The organism is Enterobacter sp. C6 (genome assembly GCF_008122455.1).
Classification (GTDB): Bacteria; Pseudomonadota; Gammaproteobacteria; order Enterobacterales; family Enterobacteriaceae; genus Enterobacter; species Enterobacter pseudoroggenkampii.
This window is the reverse complement of sequence record NZ_QPFW01000233.1, coordinates 21,199-43,120: the sequence shown is the minus strand read 5'-3', so window position 1 is coordinate 43,120 and position 21,922 is coordinate 21,199. Positions and strand designations below refer to the sequence as shown.

Below are 21,922 nucleotides of genomic sequence, written 5' to 3'. Positions count from 1 at the left end.
TTTTAGCGTGTGCGGTTTTGAGTATGTACGAGTTTAATCTGGTGCTGCTGTTGCTTCAGCAGATGTGCGTGTTTCTTGTCATTGCCTGGCTGATGAGCAAAACGCGCCTGTTTATCCCGCTGATGCAGGTCACCGTACGTCTGCCGCATAAGCTGCTCTGCTACGTCACCTTCTCTATTTTCTGCATCATGGGGACTTATTTTGGTCTCCATATCGAAGACTCTATTGCCAATACGCGCGCGATCGGCGCGGTGATGGGCGGGCTGCTGGGCGGTCCCGTCGTCGGTGGCCTTGTCGGTTTAACCGGGGGGCTGCATCGCTATTCCATGGGCGGGATGACGGCGCTCAGCTGCATGATCTCCACGATCGTGGAAGGTCTGCTCGGCGGGCTGGTGCATAGTTACATGATCAAACGCGGCCGCCCGGATAAAGTCTTCAGCCCGCTCACCGCCGGTGCCATTACCTTTGTAGCCGAAATGGCGCAGATGGCGATCATTCTGCTCATTGCCCGTCCGTTTGAGGATGCGCTGCACCTGGTCAGCAGCATTGCCGCTCCGATGATGGTGACCAACACCGTGGGCGCGGCGCTGTTTATGCGCATTCTGCTCGACAAGCGCGCCATGTTTGAGAAGTACACCTCGGCGTTTTCCGCCACGGCGCTGAAGGTCGCCGCCTCGACCGAAGGTATCCTGCGCCAGGGCTTTAACGAAGAGAACAGCATGAAGGTCGCCCAGGTGCTCTACAAGGAGCTGGATATCGGCGCGGTGGCTATCACCGACCGCGAGCGACTGCTGGCCTTTACCGGCACCGGGGACGATCACCATCTGCCGGGTAAACCCATCTCCTCAGCCTACACGCTGCGCGCCATTGAAACCGGTGAGGTGGTGTACGCCGACGGTAACGAGGTGCCTTATCGCTGTTCGCTGCATCCGCAGTGCAAGCTGGGCTCCACGCTGGTGATTCCGCTGCGCGGCGAGAATCAGCGGGTGATGGGCACCATCAAGCTGTATGAGGCGAAAAACCGTCTGTTCAGCTCGATCAACCGCACGCTGGGGGAGGGGATCGCCCAGCTGCTGTCCGCGCAAATCCTCGCCGGACAGTATGAGCGGCAGAAAGCGCTGCTGACGCAGTCCGAAATTAAGCTGCTGCATGCCCAGGTCAATCCGCATTTCCTGTTCAACGCCCTCAACACGCTCAAAGCGGTGATCCGCCGCGACAGCGATCAGGCCGCGCAGCTGGTGCAGTTTCTGTCGACCTTCTTTCGCAAAAACCTGAAGCGACCGTCTGAGATCGTCACCCTCGCCGATGAGATTGAGCACGTGAATGCCTATCTTCAGATTGAGCAGGCGCGTTTCCAGTCGCGCCTGCAGGTGTCGCTCTCCGTGCCGGATGAGCTGGCGTATCAGCATCTTCCGGCCTTTACCCTGCAGCCGATTGTGGAAAACGCCATTAAGCACGGCACGTCGCAGCTACTGGGAACGGGGGAGATAACCATTGCCGCCAGCCGTTTTAACCACCATCTGGTGCTGGATATTGAAGACAATGCCGGGCTTTACCAGCCTTCCGCCTCTGGCGGTCTGGGGATGAGCCTGGTGGATAAACGCCTGCGCGCCCATTTTGGCGACGACTGTGGCATTACCGTCGCCTGTGAGCCAGACCGATTTACCCGTATTACCGTAAGACTGCCGCTGGAGGAAAACGCATGTTAAGAGTGCTGATTGTGGATGACGAGCCGCTGGCACGGGAAAACCTGCGCGTTCTGCTGCAGGAGCAGCCGGATATTGAGATTGTGGGGGAGTGCGCGAACGCCATTGAGGCCATCGGCGCGGTGCACAAACTGCGCCCGGACGTGCTGTTCCTCGATATTCAGATGCCCCGCATCAGCGGGCTGGAGATGGTCGGCATGCTCGACCCGGAACATCGTCCCTACATCGTGTTTCTGACGGCGTTTGATGAATATGCCGTTAAGGCCTTTGAGGAGCACGCGTTTGACTATCTGCTCAAGCCGATTGAAGAGAAGCGGCTGGAAAAAACGCTCACCCGTTTACGCCAGGAGCGCACCGTACAGGACGTCACGCTTCTGCCGGAAAACCAGCAGCCGCTGAAGTTCATCCCCTGCACCGGGCACAGCCGGATCTATCTTCTTCAGATGGATGATGTGGCCTTTGTCAGCAGCCGCCTGAGCGGAGTGTTTGTCACCAGCGCGGAAGGGAACGAAGGGTTTACCGAGCTGACCCTGCGCACGCTGGAGAGCCGCACGCCGCTGATTCGCTGCCACCGCCAGTATCTGGTGAACATGGCGCACCTGAAGGAGATCCGCCTGGAAGATAACGGCCAGGCCGAGCTGGTGCTGCGTGCCGGACAAACGGTACCCGTCAGCCGTCGCTACCTGAAGAGTTTGAAAGAGGCGATTGGGCTGTAAAGCTGGTACACTGCGCGCCATTGCATCATCGACATTCGAAGGCTCTATGCTAAGTAACGATATTCTTCGTAGCCTGCGCTACACCCTGAAAGCGAACAATAACGACATGGTGCGCATTCTTGCGCTGTCCGACATGGAATCCACGTCTGCGAGTTTTGACACGTGGATGACCAAAGAAGACGAAGAGGGATTTGTCCGCTGTCCTGACATCATTCTGTCGGGTTTCCTGAACGGCCTGATTTACGATAAGCGTGGCAAAGATCCGGCCGCGCCAGAGCTGGCGCTGGAGCGTCGGGTGAACAACAACACGGTGCTGAAAAAGCTGCGCATCGCCTTCTCGCTGAAAACGGACGATATCGTGGCGATCATGACTGAGCAAAAATTCCGCGTATCCGTGCCGGAAGTGACCGCCATGATGCGCGCGCCGGATCATAAAAACTACCGCGAGTGCGGCGACCAGTTTCTGCGTAATTTCCTGCGTGGGTTAACTCACCGGGTGCATCACCCGAAGGCGTGATTGCAGAATGGGTGCGGCCTGATGCCCTCACCCCGACCCTCTCCCACAGGGAGAGGGAGAAAACAAAATGCCATAAAAAAAGCCGGAGATAATCTCCGGTTTTTTTGTTATTTCACCTGCTGACCCGGCTTCGCGCCTTCGTCTGGGCTTAACAGGAAGATATCTTTCCCGCCAGGGCCTGCGGCCATCACCATCCCCTCAGAGATGCCGAAGCGCATTTTGCGCGGCGCCAGGTTCGCCACCATCACGGTCTGACGACCGATCAGCACCTGCGGGTCCGGATAGGCAGAACGGATGCCGGAGAAGACGTTGCGCTTCTCGCCGCCGAGATCCAGCGTCAGGCGCAGCAGCTTGTCAGAGCCGTCCACGAATTCCGCGTTCTCGATCAGCGCCACGCGCAGGTCGACTTTGGCGAAATCATCGAAGGTAATGGTTTCCTGAATCGGATCGTCCGCCAGCGGGCCGGTAACCGGTGCCGCAGCCGCCTTCACCTCTTCTTTAGACGCTTCTACCAGGGCTTCAACCTGCTTCATCTCGATGCGGTTGTACAGCGCCTTGAAGGTGTTGACCTTGTGGCCGAGCAGCGGCTGCTGGATTGCATCCCAGGTCAGTTCGGTGTTCAGGAACGCTTCAGCACGGGCTGCCAGCTGCGGCAGAACCGGCTTCAGCCAGGTCATCAGCACTCGGAACATGTTCAGACCCATGGTGCAGATCGCCTGCAGGTCAGCGTCGCGGCCTTCCTGTTTCGCGACCACCCACGGGGCCTGCTCGTCCACATATCGGTTGGCAACATCGGCCAGCGCCATGATTTCACGAATCGCTTTACCGAATTCACGGCTTTCCCAGGCTTCACCAACCGCAGCGGCGGCATCGGTGAAGGTTTTATACAGCTCAGGATCGGCCAGTTCAGCAGAAAGCACGCCGTCAAAACGCTTCGCGATAAAGCCCGCGTTACGGGACGCCAGGTTGACGACCTTGTTGACGATGTCCGCGTTCACGCGCTGCACGAAATCTTCCAGGTTCAGGTCGATATCGTCGATGCGGGAAGAGAGCTTCGCGGTGTAGTAGTAGCGCAGGCTGTCCGCGTCGAAGTGGTTCAGCCAGGTGCTGGCCTTGATGAACGTCCCGCGGGACTTGGACATCTTCGCGCCGTTCACCGTTACGTAGCCGTGTACGAACAGGTTGGTTGGCTTGCGGAAGTTGCTGCCTTCCAGCATCGCCGGCCAGAACAGGCTGTGGAAGTAAACGATGTCTTTACCGATGAAGTGGTACAGCTCGGCAGTGGAATCTTTCTTCCAGTATTCGTCGAAGCTGACGGTATCGCCACGCTTGTCGCACAGGTTCTTGAAGGAGCCCATGTAGCCGATTGGCGCGTCCAGCCAGACGTAGAAGTATTTGCCCGGCGCGTTCGGGATTTCAAAGCCGAAGTACGGCGCATCGCGGGAGATATCCCACTGCTGCAGGCCGGATTCGAACCACTCCTGCATTTTATTCGCCACCTGCTCCTGCAGCGCGCCGCTGCGGGTCCACGCCTGCAGCATTTCGCTGAAGGACGGCAGGTCGAAGAAGAAGTGCTCGGAGTCACGCATCACCGGCGTGGCGCCGGATACCACGGATTTCGGCTCGATAAGCTCGGTCGGGCTGTAGGTCGCGCCGCACACTTCGCAGTTATCGCCGTACTGGTCCGGGGATTTACATTTCGGACAGGTGCCTTTGACGAAACGGTCCGGCAGGAACATGCCTTTTTCCGGATCGTACAGCTGAGAGATGGTGCGGTTTTTAATAAAACCGTTCTCTTTCAGACGGGTGTAGATCAGCTCCGACAGCTCGCGGTTTTCGTCGCTGTGCGTGGAGTGATAGTTGTCATAGCTGATGTCAAAGCCAGCAAAATCAGTCTGATGCTCCTGACTCATTTCGGCAATCATCTGCTCCGGGGAAATCCCCAGCTGCTGCGCTTTCAGCATGATCGGCGTGCCGTGGGCATCGTCCGCACAGATGAAGTTAACCTCGTGGCCGCGCATTCGCTGGTAACGGACCCAGACATCAGCCTGGATATGCTCCAGCATGTGGCCGAGGTGGATTGAGCCGTTGGCGTACGGCAGTGCGCACGTTACCAGAATTTTCTTCGCGACTTGAGTCATAGTAGGCATTACTTCTTTTAACTGTGAAAAGGGTTTTTGATATTACCAAAAGGGGCATTATTAAGTAAGCACAAACCACGGCCTTTCAGGTAAACTTGTTCATCTAAGGTCTTATTCACAAGAACAAAGGAGTCGGGATGAGTTCTCAATCCCAGGCCAAATCACCGGAAGCCTTACGAGCAATGGTCGCCGGGACGCTGGCTAACTTTCAGCATCCAACCCTGAAGCACAATCTCACTACGCTGAAAGCGTTACACCACGTCGCCTGGCTGGACGACACGCTGCACATTGAGCTGCAGATGCCGTTCGTCTGGACCAGCGCCTTTGACGCGCTGAAAGAGCAGACCAGCTCTGAGCTGCTGCGCATGACCGGCGCGAAGGCGATCGACTGGAAGCTGAGCCACAGCATCGCCACGCTGAAGCGCGTGAAAAACCAGCCCGGCGTGAACGGCGTGAAAAACATCATTGCCGTCAGCTCGGGCAAAGGCGGGGTGGGGAAATCCTCTACCGCCGTTAACCTGGCGCTCGCGCTGGCAGCGGAAGGGGCAAAGGTCGGTATTCTGGATGCCGACATCTACGGTCCGTCTATTCCGAACATGCTGGGCGCGGAAAACCAGCGCCCAACCTCGCCGGACGGCACCCACATGGCGCCAATCATGGCGCACGGTCTGGCGACCAACTCCATCGGTTACCTGGTGACTGACGATAACGCCATGGTCTGGCGCGGCCCGATGGCCAGCAAGGCGCTGCTGCAGATGCTGCAGGAGACGATGTGGCCGGATCTGGATTATCTGGTGCTGGACATGCCGCCGGGTACCGGTGACATCCAGCTGACGCTGGCGCAGAACATTCCGGTGACGGGAGCCGTTGTGGTGACCACGCCGCAGGATATCGCGCTGATCGACGCCAAAAAAGGCATCGTGATGTTCGAGAAAGTGGAAGTGCCGGTGCTCGGTATCGTTGAGAACATGAGCATGCATATCTGCAGCAACTGCGGTCACCACGAACCTATCTTCGGCACGGGTGGCGCAGAAAAACTGGCCGCGAAGTATCACACCCAGCTGCTGGGACAGATGCCGCTGCACATTACCCTGCGCGAAGATCTGGATAGCGGCAAGCCGACGGTGGTCAGCCGTCCGGACAGCGAATTTGCAGAAATGTATCGCCAGCTGGCGGGACGCGTTGCGGCGCAGCTCTACTGGCAGGGCGAAGTCATCCCAGGGGAAATCGCGTTCCGCGCGGTGTAATTCCTCTTCGCTTAGTGCCGGGTGGCGGCTTCGCCTTACCCGGCCTACGAAATACGGTTTTGTAGGTCAGGTAAGCGAAGCGCCACCTGACTTTACCCAAGCCGATAATGCATCAGATAGTATTCTCCCTCCGGAGAATCCCCCGTCGCCTCAATGTGCCAGCCGTGCCGCTGGTAAAACGCAATAGCCCGCGCATTCTTCACCAGACACTTAAGCGAACCCGTACTGGTAAACGTCTTCTGAACCTGCTCCAGGAGCAACTTCCCGACCCCGAGACTTTGATACTGCGGGTCAACAAACAGGTTGTGCAGGAAATTATCGTTCGTCCAGACGGAGGCAAAACCCAGGCGATGACCGTTCTGCGTGGCAACCCAAATCACTTCGTCACGGGTTGCCGCGTCAAAGTCTTCCAGCTGCCAGTCTGCACTCTCCAGCCATGGCCAGGCTTCACGCCGGGCGTGGAGGAAGATCGTGCGCAGGAAAGGGCGATCGCTTTCCTGCCAGGGGCGGATCAGGATGGTATTAGCGGTGATAGAAAATATCTCCGTTATAGGCTTTGTAGATTTTGCCATCCGCATCGCCAATCAGCACGTAGTTCTCGCCCATGTAGGTCCAGTGGGTTCCGGCATCCGGAGCCGGCAGGTTACGCAGCTGGTACTGTTTGATGGTGTACTCCGGCGTTTGATACTGAGCCGGCGCCGTGTCTCCAATCTTGAATTTCGTGAAGTCAGCGATGAACTCTTGTTCTTCATAGGCCTTGATGCCGGATGCCGCTTGTGGTGCTGCATTCGCCGCGCTTGCCAGAGACATCACGACCCCGAGAAGCAGCCATTTACACTTAGCCATTTTTTCTCCAGTTGAACGGTTTTTAAGTTTGATTTTGCCTGCCAACAATACGGCAACCTGCCTATTTTAAGTATCAGACTATGGCTTGTTCGAAAAAAAATGTAACAAAAATGAACCTACCTGATAATCGTTTTCCTTTTGGTATACCTCATCGATGACGCGATCTTTACCAGCTTACAGACCCGACACTTCTTTACAGCGTGATGGCGTATTGCCCGTTAAGATGACCTTCGTTAAAACATGAGGTCACAATGGATAACCGTAAAATCAGTCGACTGCGCCGCTGGGCGCGGGAAGGGATCATACTCGTTCTGCTGACGCTGGCCGTAGTATGGGGTGTTGATCAGTACCGAAAACCGACGCTCCCCGCCAGTTTTAGTGCAACGCCGATGCAGAGCATCGACGGCAACATCCACGATATTGCGGCGCTCAGCCAGGATCGTCCGCTGCTGATCTACGTCTGGGCGACCTGGTGCAGCATTTGCCGCTACACGACGCCTGCGGTTAATCAACTGGCAGAAGAGGGCGGGAACGTGGTGAGTATCGCCATGCGTTCTGGTGACAACGCAAAGCTTGAGCGCTGGGTTGATAAGAAACAGCTAAAAATGCCGGTGATTAACGATGCAAACGGTGCTTTGTCGCAGCAGTGGCAGGTGAGCGTCACGCCAACGCTGGTGGTTGTGTCGAAGGGGAACGTGGTCAGTACCACGACGGGCTGGACGAGCTACTGGGGATTAAAATTAAGGATGTGGTGGGCAGGTGTATAAAAATAACCCCTCTCCCGGCGGAAGAGGGGTGTTGTATTACTTAGCCAGAACTTCCTGCGCGGTGCGCTCAACCAGAGACAGCAGGATTTTAATATCTTCCAGCGTCACGGTTGGGTTCAGCAGCGTCAGCTTCAGGCAGGTGACGCCGTTATGCTCGGTCACACCGACGTTCGCACGGCCGGATTCCAGCAGCGCGTCACCAATTTTCTGGTTCAGCAGGGCGATACCCGCTTCATCCGTCTGCACCTGTCCGCGGAAGCGGAACAGAACGCTTGCCAGCTGCGGCTGCATAACCAGCTCCAGCGCAGGCTGCGCTTTCACATAGGCCGCAACCTGCTGTGCCAGGGTCACGCCGTGATCGATGATCGCCGCGTATTGCTCCTGACCCAGCGCTTCCAGGCTCATCCACAGCTTCAGCGCGTCAAAACGACGGGTGGTCTGCAGAGATTTGGAAACCAGGTTAGGCACGCCGGCCTCTTCGTCGAACTCAGAGTTCAGGTAAGCCGCCTGGTAGCGCATCAGCTCATAGTGACGTGCTTCTTTCAGCAGGAACGCGCCGCAGCTGATGGTCTGGAAGAACTGCTTGTGGAAGTCCAGGGTGACGGAATCCACCAGCTCGATGCCGTCCAGGTAGTGACGATACTGCTCAGACATCAGCAGCGCGCCGCCCCAGGCCGCATCAACGTGTACCCAGATGTTCTGCTTCGCCGCCAGCTCAGCAATCGCACGCAGCGGGTCGATAGCACCGGCATCGGTGGTACCTGCCGTCGCGACGATGGCCAGAATCTGCTCGCCGTTCGCATTGCACTGTTCGATTTTCGCCGCCAGATCGGTCAGATCCATGCGGGAGAATTCGTCCGTTTTCACCTGCACCACGGACTGGTAGCCCAGGCCCATCAGCGCCATGTTTTTCTGCACGGAGAAGTGCGCGTTTTCGGAGCACAGCACGCGAATTTTGCGCAGATCGCCAACCAGACCGTCCTGCTGAACGGAATGACCCTGACGCGCGAAGAACGCATCGCGAGCCAGCATCAGACCCATCAGGTTGCTCTGAGTCCCGCCGCTGGTGAAAACACCTGCGTCGCCGGCCTGATAACCCACGCGGGTACGCAGCCACTCGATCAGTTTGATCTCAATGATGGTTGCGGACGGGCTTTGATCCCAGGAGTCCATACTCTGGTTAGTGGCGTTGATCAGCACTTCCGCCGCCTGGCTTACGACCAGGCTTGGGCAGTGCAGGTGCGCCACACACTGCGGGTGATGAACGGACAGGCTGTCTTTCAGGAAGAACTCGACGGCGCGTTCAATCGCCGCTTCGTTGCCCAGCCCTTTCGGGTTGAAATCCAGCTTAATACGGTCGCGCAGTTCCGCGACCGTTTTGCCCTGGTACATCTCAGGCTGTTTCAGCCACTGCATCACAGCCTGAGTGCTTTGTTCAATCGCCTGCTGGTAAGCTTCAATGCTCTGCGCAGAGGAGAACAAAATTGGGTTTGAATCAGACATCGTAATCAACAACTCCGGTTACGCCGGGCGAACGCCCGCAGCAAGCAGTGCCTGCTCAAATTTATCCAGGAAGATTTTCAGCTCTTCGTCGCTGATCAGCAGAGACGGCAGCAGACGCAGAACGATACCGTTACGGCCACCGCGCTCCAGAATCAGACCGGCTTCGAAGCACTTCTTCTGAATCAGTGCAGACAGCTCGCCGTCGCCAGGGAAGCAGCCCATGTGGTCAGCCGCTTCGTGTGGCTTAACGATCTCAATACCGATCATCATGCCCAGACCGCGAACGTGACCAATCACCGGGTAGCGCTTCGCCATTTCTTTCAGTTGGCCTTTCAGCCATTCGCCCTGTGCAGCCACTTTGCCTGCGATGTTCTGGTCTTTCAGGATTTTCAGCGTCGTCAGACCGGTTGCCATCGCCAGCTGGTTGCCGCGGAAGGTACCGGTGTGGTGACCTGGCGCCCATGCATCGAACTGCTTTTTGATACCGAGCACGGCCAGCGGCAGACCGCCACCGACGGCTTTAGACATCACGATGATGTCTGGCTCAATGCCAGCGTGTTCGAAGGCGAAGAATTTACCGGTACGGGCAAAGCCAGCCTGAACTTCGTCGAGGATCAGCAGAATGCCGTGTTCCTGAGTCACTTTACGGATGCGCTGCAGCCACTCAGCCGGAGCCGGGTTCACGCCGCCTTCGCCCTGAACCGCTTCCAGGATCACCGCAGCAGGCTTACGCACGCCGCTTTCAACGTCGTTGATCAGGTTATCGAAGTAGTACGTCAGCGCTTTCACGCCCGCTTCACCACCGATACCCAGCGGGCAACGGTATTCGTGCGGGTAAGGCATGAACTGGACTTCTGGCATCATACCGTCAACCGCTTCTTTCGGAGACAGGTTGCCGGTCACGGACAGCGCGCCGTGGGTCATACCGTGGTAACCACCAGAGAAGCTGATGATACCGCTACGACCGGTCACTTTTTTCGCCAGCTTCAGCGCCGCTTCAACGGCGTCAGCACCGGATGGACCGGTGAACTGCAGGCAGTACTCTTTGCCCTGACCAGGCAGCAGAGACAGCAGGTATTCAGAAAACGCGTCTTTCAGAGGCGTCGTCAGATCCAGAGTATGTAACGGCAAGCCGCTGGTAATGACATTTTGGATGCTTTTCAGCACATCAGGATGGTTATGGCCAAGCGCAAGGGTCCCTGCGCCTGCTAAACAGTCAAGGTATTCTTTATTATCTGCATCGGTGATCCACACGCCTTCTGCTTTAGTGATGGCTAAAGGCAGTTTGCGCGGATAACTCCTGACGTTAGATTCAAACTCGGCCTGACGGGCCAGATAGGTTTCGTTGCTTTTGTGGGCATCTACGGTGTCAATACGGACTTTATCCGTCATCATATCACTCCTACAACCGCCGCTTCGTTATGAGCCACGATTGAATAAAAAGTTAAAAAACAGATGGGGGCCTGAAAAAAACGCCGCCAATATAGAGCCTTTTGCCACGGGGCTCAATGGTTAATTTGTTTACTGTTTTGTGACACGGGGCTGTGGGGAGAAAATATCCCCATTTTTAAAATGAAAATTGCATTTTATGCCAAATAAAAACAGCCTGTTACAGGCTGTTTGTCCGGCGTGTACAGTCGCAGAAAAGAGTGTGACAAAACGTGCCATCGAATGGCAAAAAGGAGGCTGGCTGTCTCTATTCCTGCGTCATGTGCAAAAAGCGGTGCTCATGATGCATGCACAACGGAATCACGCATCAAAAAAGGACTTTCAACGCGCATGGTGTTCTGATGCTCTTCACCGTTAATAATATGCATGGCGCTCAGGCGACCAATTTCATAGTGTGGCAGTTGAACCGTCGTGAGAGGAGGCAGGAACAGCTCCCCAATACCCACCATATTGTCATAGCCGATTACCGCGACATCTTCCGGTATGCGAAGCCCTTGCGCCAGCAGCGTCTGATAGACCATAAACGCGATACGGTCGTTGCCGCAGATAACGGAGTCGAACCGGGGAATGCCATTCTGCATGTGCGCCAGCAATACTGACGGAATGTCACGATAGTGCTCATCGCCGAGCGCCATATAGCTGTGCGCCAGGCTGTGCGGGTCGAGTCCCGCTTCACGGCATGCACGTTCCAGCCCCTGACGACGTCGGGTTGTGGCCAGATGCCCCTCAGGCAAATGCAGGCAGAGAGGGCGTCGATAACCCTCCGCGAGTAACGCCCGTACGGCGGTATACTGCCCCTGTTCATCATCGGGAATATAGCTGGCGACCTTTTCGCCGTCACTTTCGCAGTTGGCCAGCACGCAGGGAAGGGTGAGGAGTTTGGCCGGGAGAGGAACCTGACGTAACCCCATGGTGGTGTAGATAATTCCGTCAGGCCGATGAGAAAGGAGAAGGTCGACAATGGCGTCCGGGTTGTCATCGGTAAACATATTCATCACGAAGCTGTTCCAGCCGTGCATTCTGGCCGTCTCTTCAATCGACAGCGTGATCTCCACCGAGAAAGGCGTCGTCACCGTATCGAGCGCCAGTACGCCTATGGTTTTAGGCGAGGCATGCGCGCCGCGAATTTTCTTGGCGGAAAGATCGGGCACGTAGCTGGTTTGCTCGATAGCCAGCTGAACGCGCGCCAGCGTTTCCGGCTTAAGGCGCTCCGGGCTGTTCAGCGCACGGGAGACCGTCATCAGCGATACGTTAGCCAGCTTTGCGACGTCCTTCAGGGAAGCCATTTTCTTACTCCGTTAATGCTCTGTGTGAAAGGGTATACAACTAAGTCGCTGATGTAAAAGGAAGGCTGATGCACATGCCAGGTCAGGCTTACCTCCGTGATGAATATTTGATCGCGATCTCATTCTCTTGATGTTAACGTTAACTTTCGTGATTAACATCTTAAATCTTCACCAAACAGCATGAGAAAAAATCAATGTTAACGTTACCATTGCGTCATTACTCCAACATGAGAATGTCATGATGAAAACGCATCGCTCTCACAGCTACCCTTTACTGAGCGCATTACTGTTTTTCTTTTTTGTCACCTGGTCATCTTCCGGCTCGCTACTCTCCATCTGGCTTCATCAGGAAGTGGGCTTAAAAGCGGGGGATACCGGCATTATCTATGCCGTGCTTTCCGTCTCCGCGCTTTTTGCTCAAATCTGTTATGGATTGATTCAGGACAAACTCGGTCTGCGCAAAAACCTGCTCTGGTTTCTGACCAGCCTGCTCATTCTTTCCGGTCCGGCCTTCCTGCTGTTTGGTTATCTGCTGCAAATTAACGTATTACTCGGCAGTATTTTCGGCGGGGTTTATATCGGGCTGACGTTTAACGGCGGAATAGGGGTTCTGGAGTCCTATACCGAGCGCGTGGCCCGCCAGAGCCAGTTCGAGTTCGGCAAGGCGAGGATGTGGGGATCGCTGGGCTGGGCGGCGGCAACCTTTTTTGCAGGACTCCTGTTTAACATTAATCCGAAGCTGAACTTCGCGGTGGCGAGCTGCGCCGGGCTGGTGTTTTTTGTGTTGCTGGCGCGCCTCAGGGTCTCTTCCGCACCGCACGCCATGCAGGAAGCGGTGTCCGGCGGTAAGGTCACGCTGGAGGATGCATTGCGCCTGCTGACGCTGCCGCGCTTCGGGGCGCTGGTGTTTTTCGTTATCGGCACCTGTATTTATGGCGTTTATGACCAGCAGTTCCCTGTCTATTTCTCGTCCCAGTTCCCGACGTTACAGGAAGGGAACGCCATGTACGGCTATCTCAACTCCTTCCAGGTTTTCCTGGAGGCGGCGGGCATGTTTTGCGCCCCGTGGCTGGTGAATCGCCTCGGGGCGAAAAACGGCCTGATTTTCGCGGGAATGATGATGGCGATGCGTATGGTGTCATCGGGTCTGGTTGAGGGGCCGGTATTAATCTCCATTACCAAGCTATTGCACGCGGTTGAACTGCCCGTTTTGCTGGTCTCCATCTTTAAATACAACAGTCTGCATTTTGATAAGCGGCTCTCTTCCACCCTCTATCTGGTGGGCTTTGCCTGTACAAGCTCGGTGATTGCCTCGGTGCTGTCGCCGCTGGCCGGCTACAGCTATGAGAAATACGGCTTTGCCCAGTCCTATCTCATCATGGGGTTGTTAGTTTTCAGCACCACGTTTATCTCCATCTTCCTGTTGCGCTCGGGTAAGTCCTCTTCTGACCCGCTCATGCCGCAACCATCCACTATCTGATCAAAGAGTAGAGAAATGACGTATTCCATTACGAAAGCAGAACAGGAACTACTGTCCAGACGCGAAGGGCTTAACCTGCGCTGGTATCCGCGTTACCACCTCGCCGCGCGTGCCGGCTGGATGAACGACCCGAATGGCCTGGTCTGGTTTGACGGCTGGTATCACGCCTTTTATCAGCATCATCCGTATTCGACCCAGTGGGGGCCGATGCACTGGGGCCATGCGCGCAGCAAAGATTTAGTTCACTGGGAACACCTCCCGGTTGCGCTGGCACCGGAAGGACCAGACGACAAGGACGGCTGTTTTTCTGGCTCAGCGGTGGTGGATGGTGACACGCTGGCGCTGATCTACACCGGCCACAAATTCCACGGCGATCCCGGCGATGAGGCTAATCTCTACCAGGTTCAGTGCCTGGCAACCAGCCGTGACGGCATCCACTTTGTGCGGCACGGGACCGTCATTGACACACCGCCTGGACTGCATCACTTCCGCGATCCGAAAGTATGGCGTGAAGGGGAGTGGTGGTACATGGTCGTTGGCGCGCGAGAGGGTGATATGGGCCAGGTGCGTGCGTACCGTTCTGCCGATCTGCGAGAGTGGCAGGACAGGGGCGTGCTCGCGGTGGCTGAAAAAGAGATGGGCTACATGTGGGAATGTCCGGACTTTTTCACCCTTAATGGTAAACGCGTGCTGATGTTCTCTCCTCAGGGGCTGGCGGCGGACGGATTCAAAAACCGTAATCTTTTCCAGAGCGGGTATCTGGTAGGTGAATGGCAGCCCGGCCAGCCCTTTGTGCGTGAAGGTGAATTTGTAGAGATGGATTACGGGCATGATTTCTATGCGCCGCAAAGTTTCCTGACGCCCGACGGCCGCCGCATTGTTATCGGCTGGCTGGACATGTGGGAATCACCTCTGCCGGAACAGGAGGATGGCTGGGCAGGCATGCTCTCCTTACCTCGCGAGCTGACGCTGAGTGCGGATAATCATCTGCAAATGCATCCAGCCAGAGAAGTTGAAACCCTGCGCGGGGCGTGGTTCCCCTGGCCGATAACTACGCTTAATAACCAGCAGATGACGCTGGTGGAACACTGCGATGCGATGGAGGTCACTCTGCAATGGGATTGCGCGAACAGCAGCGCGGAGCAATACGGCATTCGTCTCGGCGACGGGCTACGCATCTATGTTGATGTCCAGATGCAGCGCCTGGTGCTGGAGCGTCACTATCCGCAGTATGGCTTGTGCGGTACCCGAAGCGTCGCGCTTAACCTGAACGACATGCTGAACCTGCGCCTTTTCTTTGATTGCTCTTCCGTTGAAGTGTTTGTTAACGAGGGTGAGGCGTGCCTCAGCAGCCGTATTTATCCTGATGCAGACGGCCGCGAGCTGGCGTTGTTTGCCTGGGCGGGGAGAGCGTCGCTTATCCATGGCGGGGCCTGGCAGTTAGAATAAAAGGGCTTATGGCATTTCTGACCCTTTGCATGGAGTGAGACCGGCAAATAAAAAAGGCGACCGCAGTCGCCTGATTTATTTTAGCGAACCCTTCTTTTACTGCTTCATTTGCATCAATCATCATATAATCCTCAAGAATAATTGAAAAAAACGCCCATCTGTTAAGGGCGGCTTTAGCAATACACTAAAGACTGACAATCACGAATCTAATATACTTTGCTATTTAGTCCCTTTTAAGTCAGGGGGATATTATTTTTTAATCTGCGAATTAACGACTTTTCCATTTTCAACAGTCAGCAAAAGCGTATAGCCTTGTTTCTTCCATACCCCATTATTAGGCTTCCAGCCATTAGCAAGAAGATATTCAGCACTATCAGAGATAGGCTTATTCATTACATGATCAGCTTCCTTAGTGATGTTATTCACTTTAGGCGCTTTTGTATTGCATTGCCCCGCAGCATCCATCACTTGTGTACAGCCTTTAGGTAAACCATGCGCAGATTGTGCTTTCTGTACTGGATAGAGCGCTTGCGCATTTTCCATTGCTTGCTTTTCAGCTGAAGCGTTTATCGTTGCCTGCCTGTTTTGTTCTGCAATGTAACAAGCATCACGGCTAATACCTTGAGCTTCACAATCTGCCATGCGTTGAGCCTGTGAAGTACAACCCGCTAACGCAGAAACAGACAAAGCTACTATCATCAACTTGTTCATATGTCCTACACCGTTATTTAAATAAAGAGAATCGTTAAGCGTGTATCTATAAGAATAACTTCTTTCATAATCTCACCCATTCAACATACATTAGCCCCATAAAGAAACCTGTGGCCACTAATGCTAATGCCACTATAGTGGAGAATAAAATATATTTTGTCATGTTCGCTATCATCAGAATAATCAAATTAAGCCAGTTAGCCATAAGTCATAGGGTGAGTTTGTAGTGATATCGTTGGTTAACTGGCTTGTTATTTAAAACTCTTAATAAAAGCCTCTAACGAAGAGGCGTGGGTTAAAAACTTTATTTAGAAACCGAAAGCTACACCAGCCCCGTAAGTAGCGCCGCCGAAGGAACCCGCACCAACAGAAGCTTTAGTTACGATGTGATCGGTAACACGAGCAGAGATTCCTATAGCAACAGCACCTTGAGAGTCATAACCGCCAGCACCAGCACCGATAGCGAAAGTCTGAGAGTCTGTTACCTGCGGGATGTTGCTCATAGCGGCCACAGAAGCAACACCAACAGCAGCACGTTTACGGTTGTTATCTACATCATCCTTAAGGTTCTGGAAGTTGTTATTACTTTCATTTTCTAACGCTGTAATACGTTCTTCATGGTTCTTCAGTTGTGCGCTGTGATTCTGAATAGTGGTTTCTTGTGCTTGTTGACGCGACTGAACGTTAGCGACAGCAGCTTTATTAGCAGCGGCTACTGTTTGTGCATCAACAGCTAAAGATTGCGCATAAGCGCTCGTATTGATTGCCTGAGTCGCTTTGTCAGAAGCATCTTGCAGGGCTTGATCTTGTCTATCCTGATCGTCTTTGAATGTATTTGAATCTACTTTAGTAGTAAGTGCGTTTGTGTTTGCAACAGCTTTAGCGTTTGCATTAATCGCAGAGGTTAAAGATGTGTTAGCCGTATTTGGAGCAGGAATTGTTGTAGCTACCGGAGTTTGGCTATCTACTACAGTGATTGTTAATTTCTGAACCCCGCCCTGAACCCCGATAGGATCATTACGGCTAATTATCTGTTGTACAGGAGCCTGAATAATAGCTTTTGGCGGTATAGTTGGAGTGTACATTAAGTTAGTTTGTACTGTTGGGATTTTGCTCGGAACATTGTAAGGCTGTGCAACTGGTATAGGTTGTTTGTTAGGAATCTGCTGAATAGGGAGACTTATTTTAGGTGGCACATTATAAGGTTGAATTGTTGGTTGTTTAACCGGAACGTTGTAAGCCTGTGGCTGTGGTGGAACAACCGGAGTTTTCTGTACTGGTAAAATAGCTTGAGGGGCTACCAAAGGAGTAGGAGTGTTATTTACCAACATTTTGGGTGGTACGTTATATGGTAATGGCGTAGGCTCTTTAACGGGGATGTTATTAGCTAACGGTACAGGGGCTTTCGTCGGAACGTTGTAAGCCATAGGGACAGGAATTTTATTAGGGGTACTATTGGTCAACAAAGGAGGTACTTTGTTAGGTATGCTATGTGGTAATGGAGAAGGTACACCCTGATTAATAGGTGTAGGAATTTGTTGTTTAACTATAGGAATAGCAACAGGCGTAGCTACAGGAACCTTCTGAACCAAAGGAGGAGTTTTAATTACTGGCTTTGGTGGTTCAACAATCAAAGACTGCTTAGTTGGAGTAGTTATAATACTGTTAGCATTTGTAGTGTTAGCTGGTGCTGCAATCAAACCAGGCTCATTTAAAGTTGTTTTAGTATTAGTTACAGCAGTGTTACCAGAAACTACTACGGGTATATTAGCAGCTAAATTTACTTGTGCAGGTGTAGAAGGGGTTAACGTGCTCATAGATACAGGTGGAGTGATCCCTCCAATCTGTGTTACATAGATTAATTTACCTTGCGCCTGATCATAATAGCTATTGCTTACGAGTGTGTTATTAGCATCATTCAATGTGTTGCTTGCTATTACATTGTCACGAATCCACGGGGCATATTTTACAATGTCTGGATGTGAATTAAAGTAAGAGTTGGCAGCAGCAAGATCAGCACCAGTTAAAGAAGCTTCAGCTACACCAGTAGACACAACACTAAACATAAAAACAGCGATAGCTGATTTATTTAAAGACTTCATTTGAAAGCTCTCATCAATGCAAGAAAAAATTAAAGTAAGGGTGCTATCCGGGCAGGAAGATATAACCTCCTGTTATATCTGGATTAAACCTTGGTGAGTCTCAAAATTTAAGTTTGATAACTTATTTCGCAACGTGCAGTAACTATCTATGAATGTGTAATTTTGATTATTGATCTAGATCATGGATAGCATTTATCGCTAAACAGGTCTGCTGTAATATGAAAGGTATTATCTTAATAAATACAATTAGATAAGATTTATGACGTTCTGGATCTCAGAACATGAGAAAATTTCAATGCATAAGGTATGCTTAAGCATTTAACTATAAAATCATGCTAAATGTGTAAAACAGTTAATTCAAATTTATAGATTTTTCTACATTCTTTGCTTTTGAATCCTTTTTGTGTTTTGAATGAAAGTTGGTATTCAACTAAAGATTTTCTCTGTAGTTACTCACTAAAAATAAATGTGTTGAAAACTTATACGAAGTTGTATCTGGCTTGAATTGCTATATCTAAGTAAGAAGGTTGTTATACGAAATGGAGAGTTTAGAAGAGGGGGCATGATAGCCCCATATTTAGAGTGGGTTATGCTAAGCTTGTCTCTTTTCATTCCAGGCATCGGAATGCAAGATATTGCCATCTTTATAAAGGTGAGTGATCTTTTCATAAGCTAAAGACACATCTTCCATATGGCCTGTACCCGTAGCCGTTCGGGTATCATGCATCACAGGGCTAAAGCTAACTACTTTCACATTTTCTAGTGTAATGGTGTAGTAAATTTCCTCTTGCCCGCTGTAGTTGATACGATAGAAATTAAACTCAGCGCTTTTAAGAGTTTGCCCCGTTGCAACTGCTTTAAACAGATAGGGTGATGAACTATCAATCTCTTTAGTGAAATTGAATGAGCAATGTTGTCGGCTTCCTGTCACTTTACCTGTTAAATTGTCTGTAGGAATGATCACGCTATGCTGTAAGCTACGTAGTTCTATGCTTCCATCACGTCCATAAACGTCACAAGACCCCATGATCTGAGATCCACCATCATCTTTTAAAATCAAATGTACTGGTACAGCCATTTTTAACGCTCCTTGCTGTTAGTCGTATAACCATCTTCCTGCTTTAGCCGATTCTGCAAACATCCTTACAGTAAGAGGTTTTGAGATTTGCTTTACTGGTTTATCAGTAAACCATCTTCTAAAGAACCACGTTCTAAACCACGGATAATATTTCTGATAATTCATTGCTGACATGTCAACATTAAAAAATCTGTCGTATTTATTAATGCAATAAATTAAATCATCATCGTCTGCATAATCTTGAAGAATATCATCAAGCTCTAACGGTATCAGCTTTCCTGTGAATGTACCTGACACAGGTAACTCTTTACGGAATAGCTCTAAAACTTCCTGATCTGTTACCATATGCGATCTTTCTCGTGTGCGATTGTGTTGTAGTCACGAACGGTTTTATAAACGATTTTACTAATATCGCTCGCTACTATAGCCCAACCAACAACAGGTAATCCACGCCCCACAAAAGCGTCCAGGTTAGTAACATATTTAGGCTTAAGTGTTGTTATGCTCGCTTCTGTAAGAGTTGGAAGTCTTACAGGTAATTCAGTGTTAAGAAGTTGGCGAAGGTATTTTGATGCTATTGACGTACCCGCTGTGGTTCCGTAAGGTTTACCTCTTGTTTTTAATAATGGCAGACCCAGAATAATACAGCTCATTGAAATAACATCTTTAATTCCGCCAAATTGATCATTAACTCTATCCAGTAAAATCCAAAAAAATAACTCTCCTGCAGTGATATTGCATACGCCACGATAGAAATATGTTCCATTTAATTCTTCAACTGTATCCATCAGTGACCCTTTAGTTTCAGGTAACATGTTGATTAATCGTACTGCGTGCAAGTACAAAGGGGAAGCTGTTTTTATGAAAAAGCACTTAAAATCAAAGTGCTGTTGGCTAAATGATAAAGGTTATGTGTGCAGGCTATACATTGAGACAGTCGGATACCAGTGAATTATATAAGGGAAAGAGAAGGGAATTCATTAGCTACTGCTCAATACCATCTATTAAAATGTTAATTATTTTCTTTTCTGTGAAGGATCTTTTAGTCGTTTAATTAAAAAGACAGAGAGTAATTGGGTGTCGTTGTTCTTTCTGAGTATTCGAAGTCTTTCGCTCCTGCCTTGCGTGAAGAATCATTATCCGAAAGAGTGTGCTTGCTTGAGCAAGCAACTTCCCCTAATCTGGCAAAAAGTAAGCTAATGCTTACCAAATGACTCGGGGTGCCCTTCTTCGTTGAAGGCTGAGAAATACCCGTATTACCTGATCTGGATAATGCCAGCGTAGGGAAGTCAGATGCCTTCCCGGTATCGCTTCTTCACGCAAGGCAGGAGCGAACCCATGCAGCCTGACCTGCTCGATTTACACGTTTTACACCACTTCCGAACCCGTTCTCCACTGACCCATTGTATGACCAACGATGTCGTACAGACCTTTACGGCCAACGTTTTGCTGGCGCTTGGCGCATCACCGGCGATGGTGATCGAGGCCGAAGAGGCCGAGCAGTTTGCCGCGATAGCCGATGCGCTGCTGGTTAACGTTGGCACGCTGACCGCGCCGCGCGCCCAGTCGATGCGTCGGGCAATAGAAAGCGCGGTGGCGGCAGGCAAACCCTGGACGCTGGACCCGGTTGCCGTTGGCGCGATCGCGTTCCGTACCCGTTTTTGCCATCAAATTCTTGCCCTGAAACCGGCTGCCATTCGCGGCAATGCCTCAGAAATCCTTGCTCTTGCCGGAATGAGCGCAGGCGGGCGCGGCGTCGATACGACCGATACCGCCGCCAGCGCGGTGCCCGCTGCTCAGGCGCTGGCCCGCCAGACCAATGCCGTTGTGGTCGTCACCGGTGAGGTGGATTACATCACTGACGGACAACGCACCCGAACGGTAACCGGCGGTGACCCGCTGATGACACGCGTGGTGGGCACCGGGTGCGCGCTCTCCGCCGTCGTCGCGGCGAGCTGCTCGCTGCCGGGCGACCGGCTGGATAATATCGCTGCTGCCTGCGGATGGATGAAGCGAGCTGGCTCATTCGCTATTGCGCAGTCTCGTGGCCCGGGCAGTTTTGCCAGCGTGTTCCTGGATGCGCTCTACACGCTGGAGGAGCAGGCATGAAGCGGATTAACGCTCTGACCATTGCCGGTACCGATCCCAGCGGCGGCGCGGGTATCCAGGCTGACCTGAAAACCTTCTCCGCGCTTGGCGCATACGGCTGTTCCGTCATCACCGCGCTGGTGGCGCAAAACACGCGCGGCGTGCAGTCGGTCTACCGTATCGAGCCGGATTTTGTTGCCGCGCAGCTGGATTCGGTATTCAGCGACGTGCGCATCGATACCACCAAGATCGGCATGCTGGCCGAAACGGACATTGTGGAAGCGGTGGCCGAGCGGCTTAAGCGCTATCAGGTGCAAAACGTGGTGCTGGATACGGTCATGCTGGCGAAAAGCGGCGACCCGCTGCTCTCCGCCTCTGCCGTGGAGACGCTGCGCACAAAGCTGCTGCCGCAGGTGGCGCTCATCACGCCCAATCTGCCGGAAGCCGCCGCGCTGTTAGGCACATCGCATGCGCAAACTGAACGCGAGATGAAAGCGCAGGGGAACGCGCTGCTGGCGATGGGCTGTGGGGCAGTGCTGATGAAGGGCGGGCATCTGGATGACGCGGAAAGCCCGGACTGGCTCTTTACCCGCGACGGCGAAATGCGTTTTACCGCGCCGCGGGTGCAGACCAAAAACACCCACGGTACGGGCTGCACGCTCTCTGCCGCACTGGCGGCGCTGCGTCCACGGCATAACGGCTGGGCCGATACGGTGCGCGAAGCGAAAACCTGGCTCTCGGCGGCGCTGGCAAAAGCCGATACTCTGGAAGTGGGTCACGGTATTGGGCCGGTTCATCATTTTCATGCATGGTGGTAACCCAGTATACTGGCAGGA

Annotated in this window: 20 protein-coding genes and 1 riboswitch; of the genes, 9 read left to right on the top strand and 11 right to left on the bottom strand. The window is 52.7% G+C overall.

What is annotated here, in order from left to right:
• The first annotated feature begins 23 nt into the window (after positions 1-23).
• Genes DOU50_RS15575 through DOU50_RS15565 form a run of 3 tightly spaced genes read left to right on the top strand, consistent with a single transcriptional unit; the run spans position 24 to position 2,939 of the window.
• Positions 24-1,709 (top strand): sensor histidine kinase, encoded by a 1,686-nt coding sequence (locus tag DOU50_RS15575; protein ID WP_024908145.1) that lies wholly within the window; start codon positions 24-26, stop codon positions 1,707-1,709.
• A complete protein-coding gene (gene btsR / locus DOU50_RS15570; RefSeq protein WP_024908144.1) occupies positions 1,703-2,422 on the top strand; it encodes a two-component system response regulator BtsR in 720 nt (239 codons plus the stop codon). The genes DOU50_RS15575 and btsR overlap by 7 nt, the downstream gene beginning before the upstream one ends.
• Positions 2,423-2,468: 46 nt before the next feature.
• Positions 2,469-2,939, top strand: coding sequence for a DUF1456 family protein (locus DOU50_RS15565; RefSeq protein WP_008500891.1), 471 nt, complete (start codon positions 2,469-2,471; stop codon positions 2,937-2,939).
• 107 nt (positions 2,940-3,046) lie between these two features.
• On the opposite strand, the gene metG is transcribed toward DOU50_RS15565, so the two are convergent.
• Positions 3,047-5,080 (bottom strand): methionine--tRNA ligase, encoded by a 2,034-nt coding sequence (gene metG / locus DOU50_RS15560; protein WP_032663202.1) that lies wholly within the window; start codon positions 5,078-5,080, stop codon positions 3,047-3,049.
• 137 nt (positions 5,081-5,217) lie between these two features.
• Here metG and apbC point away from each other — a divergent pair, with 137 nt between their 5' ends.
• Positions 5,218-6,327 carry an iron-sulfur cluster carrier protein ApbC gene (gene apbC / locus DOU50_RS15555; protein ID WP_045908656.1) on the top strand — a complete coding sequence of 370 codons (1,110 nt, stop codon included), beginning with the start codon at positions 5,218-5,220 and terminating at the stop codon, positions 6,325-6,327.
• Between the two features lie 92 nt (positions 6,328-6,419).
• Here the strand turns inward: apbC and DOU50_RS15550 are convergent, their stop codons facing one another.
• Positions 6,420-6,899 carry a GNAT family N-acetyltransferase gene (locus DOU50_RS15550; protein ID WP_148769713.1) on the bottom strand — a complete coding sequence of 160 codons (480 nt, stop codon included), beginning with the start codon at positions 6,897-6,899 and terminating at the stop codon, positions 6,420-6,422.
• A complete protein-coding gene (locus DOU50_RS15545) occupies positions 6,850-7,173 on the bottom strand; it encodes an RcnB family protein (protein WP_048992494.1) in 324 nt (107 codons plus the stop codon). The genes DOU50_RS15550 and DOU50_RS15545 overlap by 50 nt, the downstream gene beginning before the upstream one ends.
• Positions 7,174-7,424: 251 nt before the next feature.
• On the opposite strand from DOU50_RS15545, the gene DOU50_RS15540 reads away from it, so the two are divergent.
• Positions 7,425-7,940 carry a protein disulfide oxidoreductase gene (locus DOU50_RS15540; protein WP_048992491.1) on the top strand — a complete coding sequence of 172 codons (516 nt, stop codon included), beginning with the start codon at positions 7,425-7,427 and terminating at the stop codon, positions 7,938-7,940.
• A gap of 36 nt (positions 7,941-7,976) precedes the next feature.
• On the opposite strand, the gene DOU50_RS15535 is transcribed toward DOU50_RS15540, so the two are convergent.
• The 3 genes from DOU50_RS15535 to DOU50_RS15525 form a co-directional block, all read right to left on the bottom strand.
• Positions 7,977-9,443 carry a pyridoxal phosphate-dependent decarboxylase family protein gene (locus DOU50_RS15535; RefSeq protein WP_024908138.1) on the bottom strand — a complete coding sequence of 489 codons (1,467 nt, stop codon included), beginning with the start codon at positions 9,441-9,443 and terminating at the stop codon, positions 7,977-7,979.
• Positions 9,444-9,461: 18 nt separating this feature from the next.
• The gene (locus DOU50_RS15530) at positions 9,462-10,838 is read right to left on the bottom strand and encodes a diaminobutyrate--2-oxoglutarate transaminase (protein ID WP_014884533.1); all 1,377 of its coding nucleotides are present in this window, start codon (positions 10,836-10,838) and stop codon (positions 9,462-9,464) included.
• A 332-nt stretch (positions 10,839-11,170) separates the two neighbouring features.
• Complete coding sequence (locus DOU50_RS15525; protein ID WP_148769712.1) at positions 11,171-12,178, bottom strand: LacI family DNA-binding transcriptional regulator; 1,008 nt, start codon at positions 12,176-12,178, stop codon at positions 11,171-11,173.
• A gap of 238 nt (positions 12,179-12,416) precedes the next feature.
• Here DOU50_RS15525 and DOU50_RS15520 point away from each other — a divergent pair, with 238 nt between their 5' ends.
• Together DOU50_RS15520 and DOU50_RS15515 are read left to right on the top strand one after the other, a co-directional pair.
• Complete coding sequence (locus DOU50_RS15520) at positions 12,417-13,658, top strand: MFS transporter (protein WP_148769711.1); 1,242 nt, start codon at positions 12,417-12,419, stop codon at positions 13,656-13,658.
• Positions 13,659-13,673: 15 nt separating this feature from the next.
• Positions 13,674-15,107: a glycoside hydrolase family 32 protein gene (locus DOU50_RS15515; RefSeq protein ID WP_048992484.1), complete on the top strand. Its 1,434-nt coding sequence runs from the start codon at positions 13,674-13,676 to the stop codon at positions 15,105-15,107.
• A gap of 249 nt (positions 15,108-15,356) precedes the next feature.
• On the opposite strand, the gene DOU50_RS23885 is transcribed toward DOU50_RS15515, so the two are convergent.
• From DOU50_RS23885 to DOU50_RS15490, 5 genes are all read right to left on the bottom strand, one after another.
• Positions 15,357-15,818, bottom strand: a complete 462-nt coding sequence (locus DOU50_RS23885; RefSeq protein WP_228117538.1) for a hypothetical protein — start codon at positions 15,816-15,818, stop codon at positions 15,357-15,359.
• Between the two features lie 308 nt (positions 15,819-16,126).
• On the bottom strand, positions 16,127-17,920 hold the full coding sequence (locus DOU50_RS23715; protein WP_194266152.1) for a YadA C-terminal domain-containing protein: 1,794 nt from the start codon (positions 17,918-17,920) through the stop codon (positions 16,127-16,129).
• Positions 17,921-18,512: 592 nt separating this feature from the next.
• Complete coding sequence (locus DOU50_RS15500; protein ID WP_148769710.1) at positions 18,513-18,998, bottom strand: Hcp family type VI secretion system effector; 486 nt, start codon at positions 18,996-18,998, stop codon at positions 18,513-18,515.
• Positions 18,999-19,016: 18 nt separating this feature from the next.
• On the bottom strand, positions 19,017-19,343 hold the full coding sequence (locus DOU50_RS15495; protein ID WP_032646524.1) for a DUF1493 family protein: 327 nt from the start codon (positions 19,341-19,343) through the stop codon (positions 19,017-19,019).
• Entirely contained in the window at positions 19,337-19,786 is a 450-nt protein-coding gene (locus DOU50_RS15490) for an STM2901 family protein (RefSeq protein ID WP_148769709.1), read from the bottom strand. Before DOU50_RS15490 ends, DOU50_RS15495 begins: the two co-directional genes overlap by 7 nt.
• A 418-nt stretch (positions 19,787-20,204) precedes the next feature.
• Positions 20,205-20,302, top strand: a riboswitch (TPP riboswitch).
• 34 nt (positions 20,303-20,336) lie between these two features.
• Here DOU50_RS15490 and thiM point away from each other — a divergent pair.
• Together thiM and thiD are read left to right on the top strand one after the other, a co-directional pair.
• Complete coding sequence (gene thiM, locus DOU50_RS15485) at positions 20,337-21,107, top strand: hydroxyethylthiazole kinase (RefSeq protein WP_024908131.1); 771 nt, start codon at positions 20,337-20,339, stop codon at positions 21,105-21,107.
• Complete coding sequence (gene thiD, locus DOU50_RS15480; protein ID WP_148769708.1) at positions 21,104-21,904, top strand: bifunctional hydroxymethylpyrimidine kinase/phosphomethylpyrimidine kinase; 801 nt, start codon at positions 21,104-21,106, stop codon at positions 21,902-21,904. Before thiM ends, thiD begins: the two co-directional genes overlap by 4 nt.
• Positions 21,905-21,922 lie beyond the last annotated feature (18 nt).

Excerpts from the sequence above, each read along its gene's own strand:
- DOU50_RS15530 (WP_014884533.1), bottom strand. The coding sequence starts at position 10,838 with ATGATGACGGATAAAGTCCGTATTGACACCGTAGATGCCCACAAAAGC.
- DOU50_RS15540 (WP_048992491.1), top strand. The coding sequence starts at position 7,425 with ATGGATAACCGTAAAATCAGTCGACTGCGCCGCTGGGCGCGGGAAGGG.
- DOU50_RS23715 (WP_194266152.1), bottom strand. The coding sequence starts at position 17,920 with ATGAAGTCTTTAAATAAATCAGCTATCGCTGTTTTTATGTTTAGTGTT.
- metG (WP_032663202.1), bottom strand. The coding sequence starts at position 5,080 with ATGACTCAAGTCGCGAAGAAAATTCTGGTAACGTGCGCACTGCCGTAC.
- DOU50_RS15545 (WP_048992494.1), bottom strand. The coding sequence starts at position 7,173 with ATGGCTAAGTGTAAATGGCTGCTTCTCGGGGTCGTGATGTCTCTGGCA.
- thiD (WP_148769708.1), top strand. The coding sequence starts at position 21,104 with ATGAAGCGGATTAACGCTCTGACCATTGCCGGTACCGATCCCAGCGGC.
- apbC (WP_045908656.1), top strand. The coding sequence starts at position 5,218 with ATGAGTTCTCAATCCCAGGCCAAATCACCGGAAGCCTTACGAGCAATG.
- DOU50_RS15515 (WP_048992484.1), top strand. The coding sequence starts at position 13,674 with ATGACGTATTCCATTACGAAAGCAGAACAGGAACTACTGTCCAGACGC.
- DOU50_RS15550 (WP_148769713.1), bottom strand. The coding sequence starts at position 6,899 with ATGGCAAAATCTACAAAGCCTATAACGGAGATATTTTCTATCACCGCT.
- DOU50_RS15565 (WP_008500891.1), top strand. The coding sequence starts at position 2,469 with ATGCTAAGTAACGATATTCTTCGTAGCCTGCGCTACACCCTGAAAGCG.
- DOU50_RS15525 (WP_148769712.1), bottom strand. The coding sequence starts at position 12,178 with ATGGCTTCCCTGAAGGACGTCGCAAAGCTGGCTAACGTATCGCTGATG.
- DOU50_RS15500 (WP_148769710.1), bottom strand. The coding sequence starts at position 18,998 with ATGGCTGTACCAGTACATTTGATTTTAAAAGATGATGGTGGATCTCAG.
- DOU50_RS15535 (WP_024908138.1), bottom strand. The coding sequence starts at position 9,443 with ATGTCTGATTCAAACCCAATTTTGTTCTCCTCTGCGCAGAGCATTGAA.
- thiM (WP_024908131.1), top strand. The coding sequence starts at position 20,337 with ATGCAGCCTGACCTGCTCGATTTACACGTTTTACACCACTTCCGAACC.
- DOU50_RS15495 (WP_032646524.1), bottom strand. The coding sequence starts at position 19,343 with ATGGTAACAGATCAGGAAGTTTTAGAGCTATTCCGTAAAGAGTTACCT.
- DOU50_RS15575 (WP_024908145.1), top strand. The coding sequence starts at position 24 with ATGTACGAGTTTAATCTGGTGCTGCTGTTGCTTCAGCAGATGTGCGTG.
- btsR (WP_024908144.1), top strand. The coding sequence starts at position 1,703 with ATGTTAAGAGTGCTGATTGTGGATGACGAGCCGCTGGCACGGGAAAAC.
- DOU50_RS23885 (WP_228117538.1), bottom strand. The coding sequence starts at position 15,818 with ATGAACAAGTTGATGATAGTAGCTTTGTCTGTTTCTGCGTTAGCGGGT.
- DOU50_RS15490 (WP_148769709.1), bottom strand. The coding sequence starts at position 19,786 with ATGGATACAGTTGAAGAATTAAATGGAACATATTTCTATCGTGGCGTA.
- DOU50_RS15520 (WP_148769711.1), top strand. The coding sequence starts at position 12,417 with ATGATGAAAACGCATCGCTCTCACAGCTACCCTTTACTGAGCGCATTA.